The 19,347-nt window shown below is 64.0% G+C and carries 17 protein-coding genes and 2 pseudogenes; 15 read left to right on the forward strand and 4 right to left on the reverse strand.

Features of this window, described 5'->3' with window-relative positions:
• The first annotated feature begins 121 nt into the window (after positions 1-121).
• The 9 genes from rluD (at position 122) to AB688_RS06250 (ending at position 9,441) form a co-directional block, all read left to right on the forward strand.
• Positions 122-1,084: a 23S rRNA pseudouridine(1911/1915/1917) synthase RluD gene (gene rluD / locus AB688_RS06210; protein ID WP_063542824.1), complete on the forward strand. Its 963-nt coding sequence runs from the start codon at positions 122-124 to the stop codon at positions 1,082-1,084.
• On the forward strand, positions 1,081-1,821 hold the full coding sequence (gene pgeF, locus AB688_RS06215) for a peptidoglycan editing factor PgeF (protein WP_063542826.1): 741 nt from the start codon (positions 1,081-1,083) through the stop codon (positions 1,819-1,821). Before rluD ends, pgeF begins: the two co-directional genes overlap by 4 nt.
• 192 nt (positions 1,822-2,013) lie before the next feature.
• Positions 2,014-4,731, forward strand: a complete 2,718-nt coding sequence (locus AB688_RS06220; protein WP_063542828.1) for a LuxR C-terminal-related transcriptional regulator — start codon at positions 2,014-2,016, stop codon at positions 4,729-4,731.
• A 155-nt stretch (positions 4,732-4,886) separates the two neighbouring features.
• Positions 4,887-6,494, forward strand: coding sequence for a tetratricopeptide repeat-containing response regulator (locus AB688_RS06225; RefSeq protein ID WP_063542830.1), 1,608 nt, complete (start codon positions 4,887-4,889; stop codon positions 6,492-6,494).
• Positions 6,491-7,183, forward strand: a complete 693-nt coding sequence (locus tag AB688_RS06230; RefSeq protein ID WP_063542832.1) for a sensor histidine kinase — start codon at positions 6,491-6,493, stop codon at positions 7,181-7,183. Before AB688_RS06225 ends, AB688_RS06230 begins: the two co-directional genes overlap by 4 nt.
• Before the next feature lie 168 nt (positions 7,184-7,351).
• Entirely contained in the window at positions 7,352-7,606 is a 255-nt protein-coding gene (locus AB688_RS06235) for an AbrB/MazE/SpoVT family DNA-binding domain-containing protein (RefSeq protein WP_063546635.1), read from the forward strand.
• Entirely contained in the window at positions 7,603-7,950 is a 348-nt protein-coding gene (locus AB688_RS06240; protein WP_063542834.1) for a type II toxin-antitoxin system ChpB family toxin, read from the forward strand. Before AB688_RS06235 ends, AB688_RS06240 begins: the two co-directional genes overlap by 4 nt.
• Before the next feature lie 28 nt (positions 7,951-7,978).
• The gene (locus tag AB688_RS06245) at positions 7,979-8,623 is read left to right on the forward strand and encodes an MBL fold metallo-hydrolase (RefSeq protein ID WP_054895121.1); all 645 of its coding nucleotides are present in this window, start codon (positions 7,979-7,981) and stop codon (positions 8,621-8,623) included.
• Between the two features lie 95 nt (positions 8,624-8,718).
• The gene (locus AB688_RS06250) at positions 8,719-9,441 is read left to right on the forward strand and encodes an OmpA family protein (RefSeq protein WP_054895122.1); all 723 of its coding nucleotides are present in this window, start codon (positions 8,719-8,721) and stop codon (positions 9,439-9,441) included.
• Positions 9,442-9,511: 70 nt separating this feature from the next.
• Here the strand turns inward: AB688_RS06250 and pta are convergent, their stop codons facing one another.
• The gene (pta, locus tag AB688_RS06255) at positions 9,512-11,602 is read right to left on the reverse strand and encodes a phosphate acetyltransferase (protein WP_063542836.1); all 2,091 of its coding nucleotides are present in this window, start codon (positions 11,600-11,602) and stop codon (positions 9,512-9,514) included.
• 31 nt (positions 11,603-11,633) lie between these two features.
• Complete coding sequence (locus AB688_RS06260) at positions 11,634-11,936, reverse strand: DUF3565 domain-containing protein (RefSeq protein ID WP_054895124.1); 303 nt, start codon at positions 11,934-11,936, stop codon at positions 11,634-11,636.
• On the opposite strand from AB688_RS06260, the gene AB688_RS06265 reads away from it, so the two are divergent.
• The 3 genes from AB688_RS06265 (at position 11,935) to AB688_RS06275 (ending at position 14,305) form a co-directional block, all read left to right on the forward strand.
• Positions 11,935-12,420, forward strand: coding sequence for an FKBP-type peptidyl-prolyl cis-trans isomerase (locus AB688_RS06265; protein WP_054925639.1), 486 nt, complete (start codon positions 11,935-11,937; stop codon positions 12,418-12,420). The two genes, AB688_RS06260 and AB688_RS06265, sit on opposite strands and share 2 nt — an antisense overlap.
• 142 nt (positions 12,421-12,562) lie before the next feature.
• Positions 12,563-13,045, forward strand: a complete 483-nt coding sequence (locus tag AB688_RS06270) for a glutathione peroxidase (RefSeq protein ID WP_054895208.1) — start codon at positions 12,563-12,565, stop codon at positions 13,043-13,045.
• A 156-nt stretch (positions 13,046-13,201) separates the two neighbouring features.
• Positions 13,202-14,305 (forward strand): NADH:flavin oxidoreductase, encoded by a 1,104-nt coding sequence (locus AB688_RS06275; RefSeq protein ID WP_063542838.1) that lies wholly within the window; start codon positions 13,202-13,204, stop codon positions 14,303-14,305.
• Here the strand turns inward: AB688_RS06275 and AB688_RS06280 are convergent.
• Complete coding sequence (locus AB688_RS06280; RefSeq protein ID WP_054895210.1) at positions 14,274-15,488, reverse strand: glycosyltransferase family 4 protein; 1,215 nt, start codon at positions 15,486-15,488, stop codon at positions 14,274-14,276. The genes AB688_RS06275 and AB688_RS06280 overlap by 32 nt on opposite strands.
• 269 nt (positions 15,489-15,757) lie before the next feature.
• Here AB688_RS06280 and AB688_RS27450 point away from each other — a divergent pair.
• Together AB688_RS27450 and AB688_RS27455 are read left to right on the forward strand one after the other, a co-directional pair.
• Positions 15,758-16,390: pseudogene (locus tag AB688_RS27450) on the forward strand (PAS domain-containing protein); the annotation flags it as partial.
• A gap of 159 nt (positions 16,391-16,549) precedes the next feature.
• Positions 16,550-16,984, forward strand: a pseudogene (locus AB688_RS27455) (methyl-accepting chemotaxis protein); the annotation flags it as partial.
• 175 nt (positions 16,985-17,159) lie between these two features.
• Here AB688_RS27455 and cysZ read toward each other — a convergent pair.
• Complete coding sequence (gene cysZ / locus AB688_RS06290; RefSeq protein WP_054895212.1) at positions 17,160-17,888, reverse strand: sulfate transporter CysZ; 729 nt, start codon at positions 17,886-17,888, stop codon at positions 17,160-17,162.
• Between the two features lie 362 nt (positions 17,889-18,250).
• Here cysZ and trxB point away from each other — a divergent pair, with 362 nt between their 5' ends.
• Positions 18,251-19,213, forward strand: coding sequence for a thioredoxin-disulfide reductase (trxB, locus tag AB688_RS06295; protein WP_054895213.1), 963 nt, complete (start codon positions 18,251-18,253; stop codon positions 19,211-19,213).
• Positions 19,214-19,347 lie beyond the last annotated feature (134 nt).

The raw sequence follows: 19,347 nt of genomic DNA on the forward strand, positions 1-19,347 counted from the left end.
TGTCTTGGGCGGTGCCGTCCTGTTATGATGAGCGCCCCCGGCCAACCCCGGGGCAAAAGAAGCCGTATTTAACCACAAGCACGCAGCCGAAACCAAAGGCTGTAAGCCCATCGATTCGAGCATGTCCGAGATCATTCAACTTAGTGCAGAGGTCCCGTCCGAGCTGGGCGGCCAACGCCTCGACCAGGTCGCCGCCCAATTGTTCGACGAGTACTCGCGTTCGCGCCTGACTTCGTGGATCAAGGAAGGCCGCCTGACCGTCGATGGTGCGGTGCTGCGCCCGCGCGATACCGTCCACACCGGCTCCGTTCTCGCCCTGGAGGCCGAACAGGAGGCACAGGGTGAATGGGAGGCAGAGGACATCGAGCTGGACATCGTCTATGAAGACGACCAGATCCTGGTGATCAACAAGCCTGCCGGGCTGGTGGTCCACCCGGCTGTGGGGCATGCCAGCGGTACCCTGCTCAACGCCCTGCTGCACCATGTGCCGGACATCATCAACGTGCCGCGCGCCGGCATCGTCCACCGCCTGGACAAGGACACCACCGGTCTGATGGTGGTCGCCAAGACGCTGCAGGCGCAGACCAACCTCGTCGACCAGTTGCAGAAACGCTCGGTCAGCCGCATCTATGAATGCATCGTGGTGGGCGTGGTGACGGCCGGTGGCAAGATCGATGCACCGATCGGTCGCCACGGCGGCATGCGTCAGCGCATGGCGGTCACCGATGGCGGCAAGCCGGCGGTCAGCCACTATCGCGTGCTCAAGCGTTTCCGTTCGCACACCCACGTGCGGGTCAAGCTGGAGACCGGGCGTACCCACCAGATTCGTGTGCACATGGCCCATGTCGGCTTCCCGCTGGTGGGCGACCAGACCTACGGTGGTCGCTTCCGCATCCCGCCTGCCGCCAGCGTGGCCATGGTCGAGGCGGTCAAGCACTTCCCTCGCCAGGCCCTGCACGCGCGCTTCCTGGCGCTGGATCATCCGACGACCGGTGAGCGCATGGAGTGGAAATCGCCTCTGCCGGACGACTTCATGTGGCTGCTGTCGCTGCTCGATCAGGACCGCGAGAGCTTTATCGGATGAGCGAGCTGACGCAATCGCTGATCTTCCCCGACTGGCCGGCCCCGGCCTCGGTTCGCGCTTGCGTCACCACACGAGAGGGCGGCGTCAGCCTGCCACCCTACGAAACCTTCAACCTGGGTGACCACGTGGGCGACGATCCTGCAGCGGTCGCCGAGAACCGCCGTCGCCTGGGCGCTGAGTTCGCTATCCAGCCGGCCTGGCTCAAGCAAGTGCATGGCCTGGTCGTGGCCGACGCCGATCCGGCCGTGGTAGCCGAAGCGGATGCCAGCTGGACCGACCAGCCCGGTATCGCCTGTACCGTGATGACCGCCGATTGTTTGCCTGCGCTGTTCTGCGATCGCGCCGGTACGCGTGTGGCGGCCGCACATGCTGGCTGGCGCGGGCTGGCCGGTGGTGTGCTGGAAGCCACCCTTGATCGTCTGGCGCTGGCGCCTGAAGAGGTGCTGGTGTGGCTGGGCCCGGCTATCGGCCCGCAGGCGTTCGAAGTGGGCCTGGAAGTGCGCGATGCGTTCACCGCCGTGCATCCAGAGGCCGCCAGTGCCTTCGTCGCGGGCCAACGCCCCGACAAGCTGATCGCCGACATCTATGCCCTGGCGCGTATCCGCCTGGCCGCGCGCGGCGTGACGGCCGTCTATGGCGGAGGGTTCTGCACGGTCAGCGACCCGCGTTTCTTCTCCTATCGGCGCACCCCGCAGGGCGGGCGTTTCGCTTCGCTGGTCTGGCTCGAACCTCGCTGAGCCTCTGCGCCCGTTCTGGGGCGGTCTGTGCTATGCCGTGCAATAGATCTCACTGATGTCCATCAGTGTTGTTGCTTTTTGTCGTAGTCTTTTCCTTCTCAAGCGTTTTGATCATCTTCAAATGCGTCGCAATAGCCGCTAGGCTCGCAACAATCCGTATCGCCGTGATCTTCCAACCAGAACGAGTCGGCCATGACAGATTTGTCCCGTACGCATGGAGTCGCCAGCCAGGCCCTTGGTCTGCTGGACGGGCGTTTCTTCCGGCCACCGCTGCCGGACGGGCATGTGCTGCGCGCGCGCTTGTGCCAGCGTCTCGAAGCGGGTCTGGATGGGCGGCTGCTGCTGGTCAACGCACCGGCGGGGTTCGGCAAGAGTTCGCTGGCCATCGAGTTCTGCCAGCAGTTGCCCAGCCACTGGCGCAGCCTCTGGTTGGGCCTGAGCCAGCGCGACGCCGACCCCGGTCGTTTCCTCGAGCGCCTGCTCGAAGGCTTGCAGCAGTTCTGCCCGGCATTGGGCGGTCAGGCCATGGGGCTGCTGAAGATGCGCCAGCGCCATCAGCCGTTCGCCTTCGAGGAGTGGCTCGACAGCCTGCTCGACGAGCTGGCGCTCTACCTGAACGCCGACACGCCGCTGCTGCTGGTGCTGGATGACTACCATCTTGCCCAGGGGCCGGTTCTCGATCGCTGCCTGCAGTTCTTCCTCAACCATTTGCCCCCGGGCCTGGCATTGCTGGTCACCAGCCGCCAGCGCCCTGACTGGCACCTGGCGCGGCTGCGCCTGTCGCGCCAGTTGGCCGAGCTCAACGAACAAGACCTGCGCCTGACCTCCGATGAAGCCCTTGCCGTGATTGGCCGCCAGCCCACCGGCCTGCGTGGCCAGGCGCTGGACAACCTGATCCAGCGCAGCGACGGCTGGGTCGCCGGGTTGCGTTTCTGGCAGCTGGCGACCAGCGAGTCGGGCGAGGACCATGCCTTGCCCCAGGCGCTGCACGGTGGCGAAGGGCTGATCCGCGATTACCTGCTCGAAGAGGTCATCGAGATCCTCCCGGTAGAAGTCCAGGCTTTCCTCTACGACACCGCCTGCCAGGAGCGCTTCTGCACCGAACTGTGCGACGCCCTGCGCGAGCGTGAGGACAGTGCGGCGATCCTGCGCTACCTGCAGGCTCACCAGGTGTTCCTGGTGCCGCTGGATGAGCACGGCCGGTGGTTCCGTTATCACCACCTGTTCTCCGACCTGCTGCGCAGTCGCCAGGCCAGCGAGCCTTCGGCGGCGCTGCACCTGCGAGCCTGCCGCTGGTTCGAGCGCCAGGGGCTGCTCGATGAAGCGGTGGAGCAGGCCTTGCGTGCGGGTTCTCTGGATGTCGCCGCCGATCTGGTGCAGAGCCTTTCCGAAGAGCAACTGTTGGCCGAACAGAACGTCGGCATGCTGCTGCGCTGGAAGATGGACCTGCCAGACAGCCTGCTGATCAGCACGCCACGCCTGATCGTGCTGTACAGCTGGGCACTGGGTCTGGCCTGCCAGCTGGATGCAGCCGAAGAACTGGCGGCCTATCTCAGCCGTTTCCTGCCAGCGCCCTCGGCGACCGCACAGAAGTCCATGCTCGCCCAGTGGCTGGCGCTCAGCGGCGTGATCGCACGCGGCCGCGGCGATCGCGAGCGGACCCTGGCCTACTGCGAGGAAGCCCTGCAGAGCCTGCCCTGCAAGCGCTATGGCCAGCGGCTGGTGTGCCTGTCGACGCTGTCCAACCTGGCCATTGCCGACGGGGACTTCTGGCGGGCGCGGGGTTGGAACCGTGAGGCGCTGGAGTTGGCCCAGCGTGTTGGCAATCCGTTGTTCGAGGCCCTGGCCCATTACGATCGCGCCAGGGTGTTGCACGCCCGGGGCGAAGTGTTGCGCGCCCTGGACGAGGTGCGTCAGGGGTTGCAGCGTCTGCAGGGGTTGTCGGGGCAGCGCCTGTACGCCGTGCGCGCCCGGTTGATTCTCTACGAAGGCTACCTGTATGCCTCGCGCCTGCAACCAGGCCAGGGGCGGGCGCGGTTGCGCGCCGGGCTGAGCGAAGCACGGGCCTGCCGTGATATCAGCGTGCTGATCGGCCATTGCGTGATCGCCTCGCTGGAGGGGCGCGACGGGCGCTTCGCCGAGGCCTTTGCGGAGCTCGCCGAGGCCGAGCGATTGATGCATATCTGGGACGTGCCGCCGATCTTCTATCTGGCCATGATCACGCTGGTGAAATGCGAGCTCTGGCTGGCCCAGGGCCGCACCGACCTTGCCGAGTCCTGGCTGCTGCGCCTGGGGCAGACCTACGGCGGCGAGCAACCGGCCGCGGCACCGGAATTTCATCCATTGCTGCCACTGCATATCGAGCTTCAACAAGCGTTGCTGGAACGTACCCTGGCACGACCGGAGCCTGCCGAGCAGCGCTTGCGGGCGCTGGTCGCGCAGGGGCAGGCCAGTGGTGGAATGATGCTGGCGGTCAGCGCGCTCTGCCAGTTGGTTGAGCTGTTGCTGGCGCAGGGGCGCGAACAGGAAGCGGGCAAGTTGCTGGGCAAAGCGCTTGAGGCCGCGCGTGGCGGTGCCTTGCATGCTTTCCAGCGGTTGCTGGAAGAACGCCCGATATGGTTGCGTGAGCAGCTCGCCGCCAGCCCCGTGTGCCCGGTCCAGGCCGAACTGCTGGCACGCCTGCCGCAGACTCCGCCTGTCACCGTGGCCAGCAATGAGGCGCTCAGTGGCCGTGAGCTGGCGGTACTGGAACTGATCGCCCAAGGCTGCTCCAACCAGCAGATCAGTGAGCGCCTGTTCATCTCCCTGCACACCGTCAAGACCCACGCCAGCCATATCAACAGCAAGCTGGGCGTCGAGCGCCGCACGCAAGCCGTGGCACGGGCCAAATCGCTTGGCCTGCTGGTCTAGAAAGCGCCTTGCAGTTAAAATGATGGCTAGTTGCCATTGTTTTGTCATGCGCTGACTTCCCAGTCTCATCTTTCCCGCCGCCCGGCCGATACAGCTTTCGCCGGGCACAGTCGCCGCAGGTCTTTTTCCACCTCTTCTCAATACAGGTCGTGTTGATGCTGCAGTATGGGCAAAAAAGCTTTCTGATCGTCGACGACTTCACCGACTTTCGCACCTCGACGCGCTCCATGCTGCGCGAGCTGGGTGTGCGCGACGTGGACACCGCCGACAGCGGCGAGCAGGCCCTGCGGATGTGCGCGCAGAAGCGCTATGACTTCATTCTCCAGGACTTCCACCTGGGCGATGGCAAGAAGAACGGCCAGCAGGTGCTCGAGGACCTGCTGCTGGACAAGCTCATCAGCCATGAATGTGTGTTCATCATGGTCACGGCCGAAAGCAGCCAGTCGATTGTCCTCAGCGCCATCGAGCATGAACCGGACGCCTATCTGACCAAACCGTTCAACCGCCTGGGCCTGGCCCAGCGGCTGGAAAAGCTGGTGCAGCGCAAGACCCTGCTCAAGCCGATCCTCCAGGCGCTGGACCGCGGGCGCCCGGCAGAGGTGCTGGCGGCCTGCGCCGAGCTGTGCAAGCAGGATCCGCGTTTCGCGCCGTTGTGCCTGCGCTACCGGGCCGATGCGTTGCGCGACCTCAATCGCTTCGACGACCTGGAAAAGTTTCTTACCAACATTCTTGCCAGCCGCCCGCAGCCTTGGGTGTATTCGGCGCTGGGCAGCCTGATGCACAAGCGTGGCCAGTACGAACAGGCCCAGGGCGTCTATGAGCAAGCGCTCAAAGCCTTCCCGATCATGCCTGGGCTGTACGACGGGCTGGCCGAAGTGCTGGTGGCCAAAGGCGACAACAAGCGCGCCCAGCACATGCTCGAAGAGGCGGTGCGCCTGTCGCCGCTGGCGGTGCGTCGCCAAGCAGCGCTGGGCAAGCTGGCGCTGGACAACGAAGACTACGAAGGCGCATCCAAGGCATACCGGCATGCCGTCAGCCAGGGGCAGAGCTCGCGTTACAAGAGCGCCGAGAGCAACCTGGGCCTGGTCCAGGCGCTGATGAACAAGAACGCCGGCAATGGCCTCGATGCGCGCACGCGGGTCGAGATCAATACCGTGCTCAGCGAAGTCGCCAAGGAAAACACCGAGGACCAGGGCCTGCAGGTGCGCGCCCGGCTGATGAAGGCTGCCAGCCTGCAGCAGGCCGGCGATGCGGAAACCGCGGCCAAGCTCACCGAGCAGGCCATGCAGCGCCTGGACAAGATGGACCAGTTCTTCTCGGTCGATGCCGCACTGACCGTGGCCAGGCAGCTCAAGGCGCTGGGCCAGGAGTCGGCCGGGACTTCGATCCTCAAGGGCTGCGTGGAAACCTATGGCGATGACCCGAAAGTGATGCAGAGTGTGGCCAAGGTGACTGACGACCCGAGCGTGCTCGGCGCTGTCACCGAAGCCGTGGATCTCAACCGCCAGGGTGTACGCAGTTACCAGGGCGGCCAGTTGAACGAGGCTCTGGAGATGTTCCGCAAGGCCCTGTCGTTGCAACCGAAGAACATCAGTATCGCCCTCAATACCGCCCAGGCGCTGCTGCGTATCGGCGGCGAAAGTCCGTCGGAGTCGCTTATGCAGGAATGTCGCAACTGCCTTAACCGCGTGGCCGGCATCCCCGCCAGCGACAACCGCTTCGACCGCTACCGCAAGCTGCACGTGCGAGTGTTCGGCGCATGAGCCGCGATGAGCAGGGGCTGGATTTTTCCACGGTGATTGCCTCCACCGTGCATGACATGAAGAACTCGCTTTCGGCCCTGATCCAGGCCCACGACCAGTGGCTGGCGCGTTTGCCCGAACAGTCCCGCAGTGGCAGCGAACAAGGGGTGATGGAGCACGAGTTCCGCCACCTCAACGGTATGCTGGTGCAGTTGCTGGGGTTGTACAAGCTGGGCATCAACCAGCTGCCGATCTGCCCCGACTACCACGAGCTCGAGGATTTCGTCGAAGCCCAACTGGCCGCGCAGCAGGAAGTCATCCGCCACCGCGACGTGCTGGCGACCTGGCGCATCGACACCGAAAGCCCGCTGGGCTTCTTCGACCGTGAACTGGTCGCCTCGGTGGTCGCCAACGTGCTGACCAACGCCATTCGCTACGCCGGGCACACGCTGCTGATCAGCGTCGAAGAGGAGGGCGAGCAGTTGGTGATCAGCGTCAACGATGATGGCGCCGGTTATCCACAGCGCTTGCTTGAGCGTCAGCAGGACTACGTGCAGGGCATCGACCAGCAGAGCGGCAGCACCGGCCTTGGCCTGTACTTCGCCGCCAGGATCGCCGCCCTGCACGAGCGCAACGGCGTGCGTGGGCGGATCGAAATCGCCAACGGTGGTGCGCTGGGTGGCGGGTTGTTCAGGTTGTTTTTGCCTTGACTCTGGCTATTTGAGTATCACTTCCCACTGCGTTGTGGGATAGCTCCTGACCTCGAGTTCATGACTTCAAAAGCAGCGCTTCAGATGACAATGTAGACACGTTGTTTCTACAGGTTACTTGCAATCATCTGGAGGGTTTCTACTATGTATCTACCTTTGGAGATACTTATGGAAGTCAAGATTCAACAATGGGGCAACAGTGCTGCCATTCGCCTGCCATCGACCATTCTCAAGCAGATGCGCCTGAGCGTGGGCTCCGTCCTCAGCCTGGATACCGCCACCGGGTCGCTGGTTCTCAAGCCCGTCCGATCAAAACCCAAGTACAAGCTTGAGGAGCTGATGGCCCAGTGCGATCTCGATGCACCCGAGCCGGATGAGCTCGCGGCGTGGAACGCCATTCGTCCTGTTGGTCGTGAGGTATGAGGCGGGTGGGATTCGCCAGGGGCGATATTGTGCGAGTCGATCTTGAGCCTGTGGTCGGACGCGAGCAGCAAGGTGCGATGCGTCCGGTTCTGGTGCTCACACCGGCTGCCTACAATGCCGCGGGCCTGGCGGTGGTAGTCCCGATCACTCAAGGTGGGGATTTCGCCCGACATGCCGGGTTTGCAGTCACGCTCAGCGGGGCAGGTACGCGAACCCAGGGCGTGGTGTTGTGCAACCAGTTGCGTACGCTGGATCTCGAGGCACGTGGTGCCCGACGTATCGAGTCTGTTCCCGACGTTGTCATTGATGATGCGCTGGCGCGCGTACAAACCTTATTTGAATGAGCGTGAAGTCGCTTGGAGCTGGACTCCCATGACCCCTATCCCTGTATCGCTGATCCGCGAAACCTTTCCCGTAGGTCCCCTGCAGTGCAACTGCACGCTGATCGGCGACCCGGTCAGCAAGAAGGCCATCGTCGTCGATCCGGGGGGCGACGAGCAGAAGATTCTCGCTCGCCTGCAACAGCATGGCCTGACGCTGGTGAGCATCATCCATACCCACGCCCACTTCGATCATTTCCTGGCTTCCGGCAGGCTCAAGGAGCTGACCGGTGCGACCCTGCACCTACACAAGGACGACCAGCCGCTGTGGGACAACCTGGAGATGCAGTGCCAGATGTTCGGTGTGCCTTACACGCCGGTACCTGCCCCGGACCGCTGGCTCGCCGATGACGAAGCGCTGGCCTGCGGCTGTGGCGTGGCGCTGCACACACCCGGGCATACGCCGGGCTCGATGAGTTTCTGGTTTGCCGAACACAAGCTGCTGATTGCCGGCGACACCCTGTTCCGGCGTGGCGTGGGGCGCACCGATTTGTGGGGGGGCGATCAACGGGCTATCGTTCGTTCCATCAAGGAGCGGCTGTATCGCCTGGATGAAGAGGCGATCGTGGTGACCGGCCATGGGCCGGACACTCGCCTCGGCGAAGAGATGCGTGAGAACCCGTTCGTGCGGGCGTGAAGTTTCATGGAATTTTTCCGCGTCGCTGCAATCCAAGGCTGGCACTGATCCGCATACGATCCGCTGCACTTTTGAATTTCACCAGGAGCTTGTCCATGTTCACCATGCGTCGTCTGATTATCGTCGCTACCGCTGCTGCCCTGATGACCGGCTGTGCCGGCCAGAACCCCTACGACAACCAGGGCCAGGCGCAGGGCGGCTCCACAGGGATGAGCAAGACTGCCAAGTACGGTGGCCTGGGTGCACTGGCCGGTGCCATCGCGGGTGCGGCCATCGATCACAACCACCGTGGCAAGGGTGCGCTGATCGGCGCTGCTGCGGTAGGCGCCGCCGCCGCCGGTTATGGCTACTATGCCGACAAGCAGGAAGCCGAGCTGCGTGCGCAGATGGCCAACACCGGTGTCGAAGTGCAGCGCCAGGGGGACCAGATCAAGCTGATCATGCCAGGTAACATCACCTTCGCGACCGATTCGGCGAATATCGCCCCAAGCTTCTACTCGCCGCTGAACAACCTCGCCAGCTCGTTCAAGCAGTTCAACCAGAACACCATCGAAGTGGTTGGCTTCACCGACAGCACCGGCAGCCGCCAGCACAACATGGACCTGTCGCAGCGTCGCGCGCAGGCCGTCAGCACCTACCTGACCTCGCAGGGTGTCGATGCTTCGCGGGTGTCGGTACGAGGCATGGGCCCGGACCAGCCGATCGCCAGTAACGCCGATGCCAATGGGCGGGCGCAGAACCGTCGCGTCGAGGTCAACCTGAAGCCGATCCCTGGCCAGCAGTATGACCAGCAGGGCACCGTCCAGCAGTACCCTTGACCTTTAACCCAGCCGCTTTGCGGCCCTGTCGCGGGACAAGTCGGCGCACCGACTTGTCCCGCGATGCGTTTCAGCGCACGTGACTGGCCTGGATCGCCGTCAACGCGATGGTGTGCACGATATCGTCCACCTGCGCACCGCGCGGCAAGTCGTTCACTGGCTTGCGCAGCCCCTGCAGCATCGGCCCAAGGCTTACGCAGTCGGCACTGCGTTGCACCGCCTTGTGCGTGGTGTTGCCAGTGTTCAGGTCCGGGAACACGAACACCGTGGCGCGGCCCGCAACCTGGCTGTGCGGTGCCAACTGCCGGGCAATCTCCGGATTGGCTGCGGCGTCGTACTGCAACGGCCCGTCGATCAGCAGGTCATGTTCCGCCTGCTGCGCCAGGCGCGTGGCTTCGCGCACCTTCTCCACTTCCTCGTCACTGGCCGCCGAGTCGCTCGAATAACTGAGCATCGCCACGCGCGGGGTAATCCCGAAGGCCTGCGCCGATTCGGCGCTTTGCCGTGCGATCTCCGCCAGCTCCACGGCGCTGGGGTGCGGGTTCATGATGCAGTCGCCGTACACCAGCACCTGCTCGGGGAACAGCATGAAGAACACCGACGACACCAGGCTGCAGTCCGGTGCGGTCTTGATCAGTTGCAGGGCCGGGCGGATGGTATTGGCGGTGGAGTGCACCAACCCTGAAACCAGGCCGTCGACTTCATCCAGCGCCAGCATCATGGTGCCGATCACCACCGGATCCTCCAGCTGCTGCTCGGCCATCGGGGCGTTGAGGTTGCGGCTCTTGCGCAGCTCGACCATCGGCTCGACGTAGCGTGCGCGAATCAGCTCGGGGTCGAGGATTTCCAGGTCGGCTGGCAGGGTAATGCCCTGGGCACGGGCCACCGCCTCGACTTCCTCGGGCTTGGCCAGCAACACGCAGCGCGCGATGCCGCGCGCCTGGCAGATGGCGGCGGCCTGCACCAGCAACGGTTCGGCGCCCTCGGGCAGGACGATGCGCTTGTTGGCCTGCTGCGCGCGCTGGATCAGCTGGTAGCGGAACACCGCTGGCGACAGGCGCATCTCTCGCGGCGTGCCACAACGCTGGTGCAACCAGTGGGCGTCGAGGTGGCTGGCGACGAAGTCGGTGATGAACTCGGCACGCTCGCGGTCGTCCACCGGGATCTCGCGGTTCAGCGAGTTGAGCTGGTTGGCGGTGTCGTACGAGCCGGTGCTCACCGAAAGGATCGGCAGGCCGGCCTGCAGGGCGCCGCGGCACAGTTCGAGGATGCGCGGGTCAGGCTTGCTGTCGCTGGTCAGCAGCAGCCCGGCCAGTGGAACGCCGTTGATCGCTGCCAGGCTCACGGCGAGGATGATGTCGTCGCGATCCCCGGGCGTCACTACCAGGGTGCCCGGCTTGAGCAACGGCACGGTGTTGGCCACGGTGCGTGCGCAGATGATGATCTTGTTCATCCGCCGCTGTTCGTAGTCGCCGGCATTGAGTACCTGGGCGCCGAGCAACTCGGCCACATCGCGGGTGCGCGGGGCGTTGAGGTCGGCCTGGTAGGGGATGCAGCCGAGCAGGCGGAAGTCGTTGCCGCGCAGCAGCGGCGAATGCTCGCGCAGGCGCGTGGCGAAATCGGCCATGCTTTCGTCGGTGCGGACCTTGTTGAGAATGACCCCGAGCACTTTCGGGTCGCGCGGGCCACCGAACAGCTGGGCCTGCAACTCGACGCGCCCGGACAGCTCGCTGAGCACCTCGTTCTCCGGTGCCGAGACCAGGATCACCTCGGCATCCAGGCTCTTGGCCAGGTGCAGGTTGACCCGCGCCGCGTAGCTGGCATGACGGGTCGGCACCATGCCCTCGACCACCACCACGTCGTTGCCGACGCAGGCTTGCTGGTACAGGCGGATGATTGCTTCGAGCAGTTCGTCGAGTTGGCCATCGCCCAGCATGCGCTCGACCTGGGCCAGGCTCAGCGGCGTGGGTGGCTTGATGCCGTGGGTGCGCGCGACCAGCTCGCTGGACCGCTCGGGGCCGGTATCGCCGGGATGCGGCTGGGCGATTGGCTTGAAGAAACCCACCTTCAGGCCGCCGCGCTCAAGGGCGCGTACCAGGCCGAGGCTGATGGAGGTCAGGCCGACACCAAAGTCGGTCGGCGCGATGAAAAATGTCTGCATGCGTGCTTCTCGGAATAAGCGGTGCAAGGAATCAACGGCCAAGGGTAGCGCTATCGGCCCCGTTCGCGCACCAGCCGCAGGCAAAAGCCTGGCCGATGCGCCGGGTGCGCTCGTGCGCATCCAGCACCCAGGGGCGCGCCTGCCACGGCGGCTGGTGGCGCAGGTGCTGGGTATGACCGCAGGACAGCTCGACCACCCAATGGCCTTCCTCGTCCTGGTGAAAGCCGATGATCCGACTGATGGGCCGTTCGCCAGCCGCCGCGCGTTCGCAATCGGGCGAGGCCTTGGTTACACTTGTGCGCTCTACATTCTTTTGCAAAAGGTCTTGCCCCATGCTGATCGCCGCCAACAAGGCAGTCTCCATCGACTATACCCTGACCAACGACGCCGGGGAGACCATCGACAGCTCCGCCGGTGGCGCGCCACTGGTCTACCTGCACGGTGCCGCCAACATCATCCCGGGCCTGGAAAAAGCCCTGGAAGGCAAGCAGGCCGGTGACGAACTGACCGTTGCCATCGAGCCGGAAGACGCCTATGGCGAGTACCTGGCCGAGCTGGTCAGCACCCTGAACCGCAGCATGTTCGAAGGTGTCGACCAACTGGAAGTCGGCATGCAGTTCCATGCTTCGGCGCCGGACGGCCAGATGCAGATCGTCACCATCCGCGACATCGACGGCGACGACGTGACCGTCGACGGCAACCACCCTCTGGCAGGCCAGCGCCTGAACTTCCAGGTCAAGGTGGTCAACGTGCGTGACGCCAGCGAAGAAGAAATCGCTCACCGTCACATCCACGGTGAAGGTGGCCATCACCACTGATTTCTCAGCTAAGCTCTGAGAGTCGTCAGGCGCTCGAGCAAGCCGACCTACCCCCACGGGCGGGTGCACGGCTTGGTCGCGCGCCTTTTTAGTGGGCGCAATTCGCCCCAGCGGCAACCGGCAATCTGAGAGGGGAATCAAGATGAGTGCATTTCACGATCTGACGCTCAAGGCGCTGAACGGCCAGGACCTGCCGCTGGCACCGTTCAAGGGCCAGGTGGTGCTGGTGGTCAATGTCGCATCCAAGTGCGGCCTGACGCCTCAGTACGCGTCGCTCGAAAAGCTGCACCAGCAGTTCAAGGGCCAGGGCTTCAGCGTGCTCGGCCTGCCGTGCAACCAGTTTGCCGGCCAGGAACCGGGCACCGAAGACGAGATCCAGAAGTTCTGCAGCCTGAACTATGGCGTCAGCTTCCCCTTGAGCGCCAAGCTCGAGGTCAACGGGCCTGAGCGTCATTCGCTGTACCGCCTGCTGGCTGGCGAGGGTGCGGAGTTCCCTGGCGATATCACCTGGAATTTCGAGAAGTTCCTGGTGGGCAAGGACGGCCGCGTCCTGGCGAGGTTCGCGCCACGCACTGCGCCGGACGATCCGGCGGTGGTTCAGGCGGTCGAGAAGGCGCTGGCCTGATGCATGCTGGAGCGGCGATCCGCCGCTCGGTTTTCTCAAAGGCGCAGGAGCAAGCTGCGCCATATCCTGATCAATCACTCAAATCAATAATGCTGTGCCCGCCATTCGGCTGGCTCTAAGCTCAGGCGCATTTCCTTACCTCATCGGGAGCGCCGCATGTCCAGCAACCCACTGTTTCAGCCCTTCACCCTGGGCACCCTCGAGTTGCCGACCCGTGTGGTCATGGCGCCGATGACCCGCACCTTCTGCCCTGGCGGCGTACCGCACAAGGGCGTCATCGAGTACTACCGCCGCCGCGCTGCGGCTGGCGTGGGCCTGGTCATCACCGAGGGCACCACGGTCGATCACAAGGCTGCCAACGGTTATCCGAATGTGCCGCGCTTCCATGGCGAAGATGCCTTGGCTGGCTGGAAAAAGGTGGTCGAGGCCGTACACGCCGAAGGCGGGCGCATCGTTCCGCAGCTGTGGCATGTGGGCAGCGTTCGTCGCCTGGGTACCGAGCCGGACGCCAGCGTGCCGGGCTACGGTCCGAGCGGTAAAAGCAAGGATGGCCAGGTGGTGGTCCATGAAATGACCCACGACGACATCCGCGAGGTCATCGCCGCCTTTGCACAAGCTGCCCGCGATGCCAAGGCCATCGGTATGGATGGCGTCGAGATCCACGGCGCGCATGGCTACCTGATCGACCAGTTCTTCTGGGCCACCAGCAACCAGCGCAGTGACGAATACGGCGGCGATCTGGCGCAACGCTCGCGCTTCGCCATCGAGCTGGTCCAGGCCGTGCGTGCTGCGGTGGGGCCGGATTTCCCGATCATCTTCCGCTTCTCCCAATGGAAGCAGCAGGACTACAGCGCGCGCCTGGTCGAAACGCCCGAGGCATTGGCAGCCTTCCTGCAGCCGCTGGCCGACGCCGGTGTGGATATCTTCCACTGCTCCACCCGCCGTTTCTGGGAGCCGGAGTTCGACGGCTCGCCGCTGAACCTGGCCGGTTGGACCCGCAAGCTCACCGGCAAGCCGACCATCACCGTTGGCAGCGTTGGTCTGGATGGCGAGTTCCTGCAGTTCATGGTCGACACCGACAAGGTGGCCAAGCCGGCCAGCCTGGAGGGCCTGCTGCAGCGCTTGGGCGATGAGGAGTTCGACCTGGTGGCAGTCGGTCGTGCGTTGCTGGTGGATGCCCAGTGGGCGCAGAAAGTCCGCGAGGGGCGTGAGGAAGAGATTCTGCCGTTCAGCCGCGAGGCGCTGTCGAGCCTGACTTGATCGTCAGCGGCGTGGCCGCGCGCTTACCCTGGGCGGCGGTCTGCCGACAGGCGCTGTACAAATGCGCCTCGAATTCTTCGACGATCGCTTGCCAGCCCTGGCGGCTGGCGTGCTGGCGGGCATTGAGGCGCACCCTGCGCAGGGTCTCGGTATCTTCGAGCAGCCAGCACGCGGCGTCGATGAACGCGGGTTGATCCCCCGGCATGGCCAGCGCGCCGCTGTGTCCGTGGCGGATATGCTGGGCGGCGGCGGCCTCGTCGTACGCCACTACCGCAAGGCCCGAGGCCAGTGCTTCGAGCACCACGTTGCCGAAGGTTTCGGTGAGGCTGGGGAACAGGAACAGGTCGCCGCAGGCGTAATGTTCGGCCAGGGCTTCGCCGCGTTGCACGCCACAGAACACCGCATCGGGGAACTGCTGCTGCATCTGGTTGCGCAGTGGCCCATCCCCGACCACGACCAGGCGCAGGCGTCGCTGTGGATAGCTCTTGTGCAGCGCCTGCATGCAAGGCAACAGCAGGGCGAGGTTCTTCTCCGCCGCCAGGCGTCCGACGTGCAACACCGCGATGTCATCCGGGCCAAGGCCCCACTGCTCACGCAGCGCCTGGTTGCGCCGTGCCGGGTTGAAGAGTTGCGCATCCACGCCACGCGCCATCAATGCCAGGCGTTCGAAACCACGTCGCTCCAGCTCCAGACGCTGGCTGGCGCTGGGTACCAGGGTGGTCGCGGTGCGGCGATGGAACCAGCGCAGGTAGTGGGTGAGCAGGCGTGCCAGCAGGCCCAGGCCGTACTGGCCGGAATACTGCGGGAAATTGGTGTGGAAACCGCTGACCACGGCAATTCCCAGGCGTCGTGCCGCGCGCAGGGCACTGAGCCCGAGCGGGCCTTCGGTGGCGATGTACAGGACATCCGGGCGCAACCGACGCCAGCGTCGCCACAGTTTGTGCATCGATACCTCACCCCACTGCAGGCCGGGATATCCGGGCAGTGGCCAACCGCGACAGAGCAGCAGCGTGTCGTCGCTATTGCCCGGTGCATCGCTGGCCTGGCGTGGGCGCACCACTTCCACTTGATGCCCGCGCACGCGCAAGCCTTCACTGAGGCGGCCAAGGGTATTGGCCACACCATTGATCTCCGGTGGGAAGGTTTCGCTGACGAGGGTGATGCGTAGAGGCGGCGTATTCATGTCAAAAAGTTTCCGCCTGCTTGGTTGCCGTTATGTGACATGAAAATGATCCCCTGGTGACGTGTGTTTTCCAGGTTTGTCTGTCACTCGAATATTTCCTCGTCGGGTCCTCAAGAACCACCTGTCCTCAGCCGATGCAGAAGCATTCGACGGGTGGATTGCGCTCCGGGAGAGCGGTGATGTTCAACAGCAAACTGAAAAAAGAAATCCAGCAATTGCGCGAGGAACTGCAATCCATCGAGCAGGTGAAAAACAGCCTCGATAGCGAAATGCTCGTGCTGCAACTCGATCCCCAGGGGCGCATCGAGTCCGCCAATGCCAATTTCGAAAAAGAAATGCTCTACAGCAGCGATCGTCTGATCGGCCGCAACATCGAAGAGATCGTCCCGGAGCACGTGAAGAAGCTGGATTTCTGCCTGCGCATGAAGGCTGCAATCGCCCGTGGCGAGCACCTCAACGGCGCGTTCCGCCTGCTGCGGGGCAATGGCGAAGAAGCCTGGCTGCGCTCGATCCTGCAACCGGTCAAAGGTGTCGACGGGCGGATCAAGTACTTCACCCTGCACTCGAGCGACCTGACCCGCACCATCGAGACCTCCCGCGAGCATGAAAGCCTGATCAAGGCGCTGATGCGCTCCACGGCCGTGATCGAGTTCAACCTTGACGGGCAGGTGCTAACCGCCAACGACCGCTTCCTGCACACCATGGGCTACAGCCTGGAGCAGGTGCGCGGCAAGCATCACCGCATGTTCTGCGACCCTGAGGAAACCAGCTCGGCAGGTTACCAGCAGTTCTGGGAGAAGTTGCGCCGCGGAGAATACGTGGCCGAGCGCTTCAAGCGCATTGATTCACATGGCCGAGTCGTCTGGCTGGAGGCTTCGTACAACCCGATCATTGATGCCCATGACGTGCTCTACAAGGTGGTGAAGTTCGCCACGGTGATCACTGACCAGGTCAATCAGGAAATCGCCGTGGCCCAGGCCGCCGATATCGCCTACAGCACCTCGCAGGACACCGACGCCAGCGCCCGCAAGGCCACCGACGTGGTCACCCAGACGGTCGAGGTGATGCGTGGCCTGGAAAGTTCGATGCAGGAGGCGGCCGAGGGCATCCAGGCGCTGGACAAGCAGTCCAAGGTGATCGGCTCGATCATCAAGACCATCAGCGACATTGCCGGGCAGACCAACCTGCTGGCGCTCAATGCCGCGATCGAAGCCGCCCGTGCCGGCGAACAGGGCAGGGGCTTCGCAGTGGTTGCCGACGAAGTGCGCCAGCTCGCCTCGCGTACCAGCACTGCCACCGAGGAGATTGCCCGGGTGGTGCAGCAGAACGAGCAACTGGCCCAGGCGGCGGTGGACATCATCGACACCAGCAAGCGCCAGGCCGAGCAGGGCCTGACGCTGGCCGGGGAAACCGGCAGCGTGATCGTCGAGATCCAGGACGGGGCGAAGAAGGTGGTCAATGCGGTGGGGCAGTTCTCCAGCCAGTTGAGTCAGTGACTGACGGGCGGAGCCTTGCGCTGCCCTTTCCCTTCAGGTCTTACCCTACAAGCAACTGTCTTGTTCAAAATCCAAGGCCAGCCCAATTCCTGTGGGAGCGGGCTGGTCCCGCGATCACCGGCATGGCCGGTGCCATCCAACGGGGTCTCAGTTTCGGCACAAGAGCCCGGATGCCTCAGTTGCGCTCCCGCACCCAGAACAACGTAGCCCCCGCCACCGCCGCCGGCATCATCAGCACGTTCACCCCCGGGATCAGCAGCGCCAGGTAAGTGATCCCGCCAAAGCCCAGCGACTGCCAGCGCTTGCTGCGCAGCCAGGCGAGCATGTCCTGCCAGCTCATCTTGTTGTTGTCGGCCGGGTAGTCGATGTACTGGATAGCCATCATCCAGATACCGAACACCAGCCACAGCGGCGCAGCCACCACGTTCACCACCGGAATGAACGACAGGATGAACAGGCCGATGGCGCGCGGCAGGAAGTAGCCGAGCTTGCGCATCTCGCGGCTGAAGGTGCGCGGCACCATCGCGGCCAGTTCGCCCCAGCTGAACGCCGGGAAGGTGTCTTCACCGCGCACCACCACCTCGACCTTCTCCGCGAGAAAACCGTTGAACGGCGCGGCGATGATGTTGGCGAACAGGGTGAAGGTGAAGAACACCATCAGCACCACCAGGGCGACGAACAGTGGCCACAGAATGTAGGTGAGAAAGCTCAGCCAGTTGGGCAGGGTCGGCATCAGCGCATCGACCCACAGGCTGAACTGGTGGCCGGCGAAATAGATCAGACCGCCAAACAGCAGCACGTTGACTGCCAGCGGCAACAGCACGAACAACCGCAGGTTCGGGCTCAGGACCAGCTTCAGGCCCTCGCGCAGGTACTGGGGGCCGGACAGGACGGGGGCTTGCATCGGGATGCTCCACAGAAGGAAAACGGGCTGACCTTACCGAGTTTGCGGCGCCGACGAAAGGCGCGACACCGGCTGTAACAAAGCATAGGGACAATCGCAGATCGGATTCGTCCCTGGATAGAGCCTGTCTATAAGGTGGATTGTCGAAGGATATTTCCTTAATCTTTGCCACCTCGCTACAGTGCGTTCAATTTCTGAACGCCGTGAAACGCCGCGAGCCCTCAGTGGAAGGTGGCCCCCAGGTTTTCGGACCTGTGCGTTGTAGCCTTCCCCAAGTGCTGCGCAGGTCCTTTTTATTTTCCAGCCGGCGTCGCCGGCACACCGGTGTCGGCCTCATGTGGCCGGCTCGACAGGAGCACGACATGTCCGAAGTTCGTCATTCCCGGGTCATCATCCTCGGTTCCGGCCCTGCCGGTTACAGCGCTGCGGTCTACGCTGCCCGTGCCAACCTCAAGCCGTTGCTGATCACCGGCCTGCAGGCTGGCGGCCAGCTGACCACCACGACCGAAGTCGACAACTGGCCGGGCGACCCCCATGGCCTGACCGGCCCGGCACTGATGCAGCGCATGCAGGAACACGCCGAGCGCTTCGAGACCGAGATCGTCTTCGACCACATCAATGCCGTCGACCTGGCCAGCAAGCCGTTCACCCTGACCGGCGACAGCGGCACCTACACCTGCGATGCGCTGATCGTCGCCACCGGTGCCAGCGCCCGTTACCTGGGCCTGCCGTCGGAAGAAGCGTTCATGGGCAAGGGCGTGTCGGCCTGCGCCACCTGCGACGGTTTCTTCTACCGCAACAAGCCGGTTGCCGTGGTCGGTGGTGGCAACACCGCTGTGGAAGAGGCGCTGTACCTGGCCAACATCGCCAGCAAGGTGACCCTGGTGCACCGTCGCGATACCTTCCGCGCCGAGAAGATCCTGATCGACAAGCTCAATGCCCGTGTCGCCGAAGGCAAGATCGAGCTCAAGCTCAACGCCACCCTGGACGAAGTGCTGGGTGACAACATGGGCGTGACCGGTGCGCGCCTGAAGAACAACGATGGCAGCAGCGACGAGATCAAGGTCGACGGCGTGTTCATCGCCATCGGCCATACCCCGAACACCTCGCTGTTCGAAGGCCAGCTGACCTTGAAAGACGGCTACCTGGTGGTCAACGGCGGCCGTGAAGGCAATGCCACCGCCACCAACGTCGAAGGTGTGTTCGCTGCCGGTGACGTGGCCGACCACGTCTACCGCCAGGCCATCACCTCGGCCGGTGCCGGCTGCATGGCAGCACTGGACGTCGAGCGCTACCTGGACGGCCTGGCCAACGCCTCGTTCTGAGCCGCTGCCTGATCACGAAAGAACCGGCCCTTTGGCCGGTTCTTTCGTTTCAGCCTGCCACCGCCGCACTGCGAAACGCCGCGAGCGACGGCCCGCTCAGCCGCCTAGGCATTGCTGAAAGCGCAAGCATTGGT

It is taken from the genome of Pseudomonas putida, from assembly GCF_001636055.1.
Classification (GTDB): domain Bacteria; phylum Pseudomonadota; class Gammaproteobacteria; order Pseudomonadales; family Pseudomonadaceae; genus Aquipseudomonas; species Aquipseudomonas machongensis.

Bases quoted from the DNA above. Each gene is read 5' to 3' on its own strand.
- AB688_RS06235 (WP_063546635.1), top strand. From the start codon at position 7,352: ATGGAAGTCAAGATTCAACAATGGGGCAACAGTGCTGCCATTCGCCTG.
- rluD (WP_063542824.1), top strand. From the start codon at position 122: ATGTCCGAGATCATTCAACTTAGTGCAGAGGTCCCGTCCGAGCTGGGC.
- AB688_RS06265 (WP_054925639.1), top strand. From the start codon at position 11,935: ATGCTGATCGCCGCCAACAAGGCAGTCTCCATCGACTATACCCTGACC.
- AB688_RS06220 (WP_063542828.1), top strand. From the start codon at position 2,014: ATGACAGATTTGTCCCGTACGCATGGAGTCGCCAGCCAGGCCCTTGGT.
- AB688_RS06230 (WP_063542832.1), top strand. From the start codon at position 6,491: ATGAGCCGCGATGAGCAGGGGCTGGATTTTTCCACGGTGATTGCCTCC.
- AB688_RS06275 (WP_063542838.1), top strand. From the start codon at position 13,202: ATGTCCAGCAACCCACTGTTTCAGCCCTTCACCCTGGGCACCCTCGAG.
- pgeF (WP_063542826.1), top strand. From the start codon at position 1,081: ATGAGCGAGCTGACGCAATCGCTGATCTTCCCCGACTGGCCGGCCCCG.
- cysZ (WP_054895212.1), bottom strand. From the start codon at position 17,888: ATGCAAGCCCCCGTCCTGTCCGGCCCCCAGTACCTGCGCGAGGGCCTG.
- AB688_RS06280 (WP_054895210.1), bottom strand. From the start codon at position 15,488: ATGAATACGCCGCCTCTACGCATCACCCTCGTCAGCGAAACCTTCCCA.
- trxB (WP_054895213.1), top strand. From the start codon at position 18,251: ATGTCCGAAGTTCGTCATTCCCGGGTCATCATCCTCGGTTCCGGCCCT.
- AB688_RS06240 (WP_063542834.1), top strand. From the start codon at position 7,603: ATGAGGCGGGTGGGATTCGCCAGGGGCGATATTGTGCGAGTCGATCTT.
- AB688_RS06225 (WP_063542830.1), top strand. From the start codon at position 4,887: ATGCTGCAGTATGGGCAAAAAAGCTTTCTGATCGTCGACGACTTCACC.
- AB688_RS06270 (WP_054895208.1), top strand. From the start codon at position 12,563: ATGAGTGCATTTCACGATCTGACGCTCAAGGCGCTGAACGGCCAGGAC.
- AB688_RS06245 (WP_054895121.1), top strand. From the start codon at position 7,979: ATGACCCCTATCCCTGTATCGCTGATCCGCGAAACCTTTCCCGTAGGT.
- pta (WP_063542836.1), bottom strand. From the start codon at position 11,602: ATGCAGACATTTTTCATCGCGCCGACCGACTTTGGTGTCGGCCTGACC.
- AB688_RS06260 (WP_054895124.1), bottom strand. From the start codon at position 11,936: ATGGGGCAAGACCTTTTGCAAAAGAATGTAGAGCGCACAAGTGTAACC.
- AB688_RS06250 (WP_054895122.1), top strand. From the start codon at position 8,719: ATGTTCACCATGCGTCGTCTGATTATCGTCGCTACCGCTGCTGCCCTG.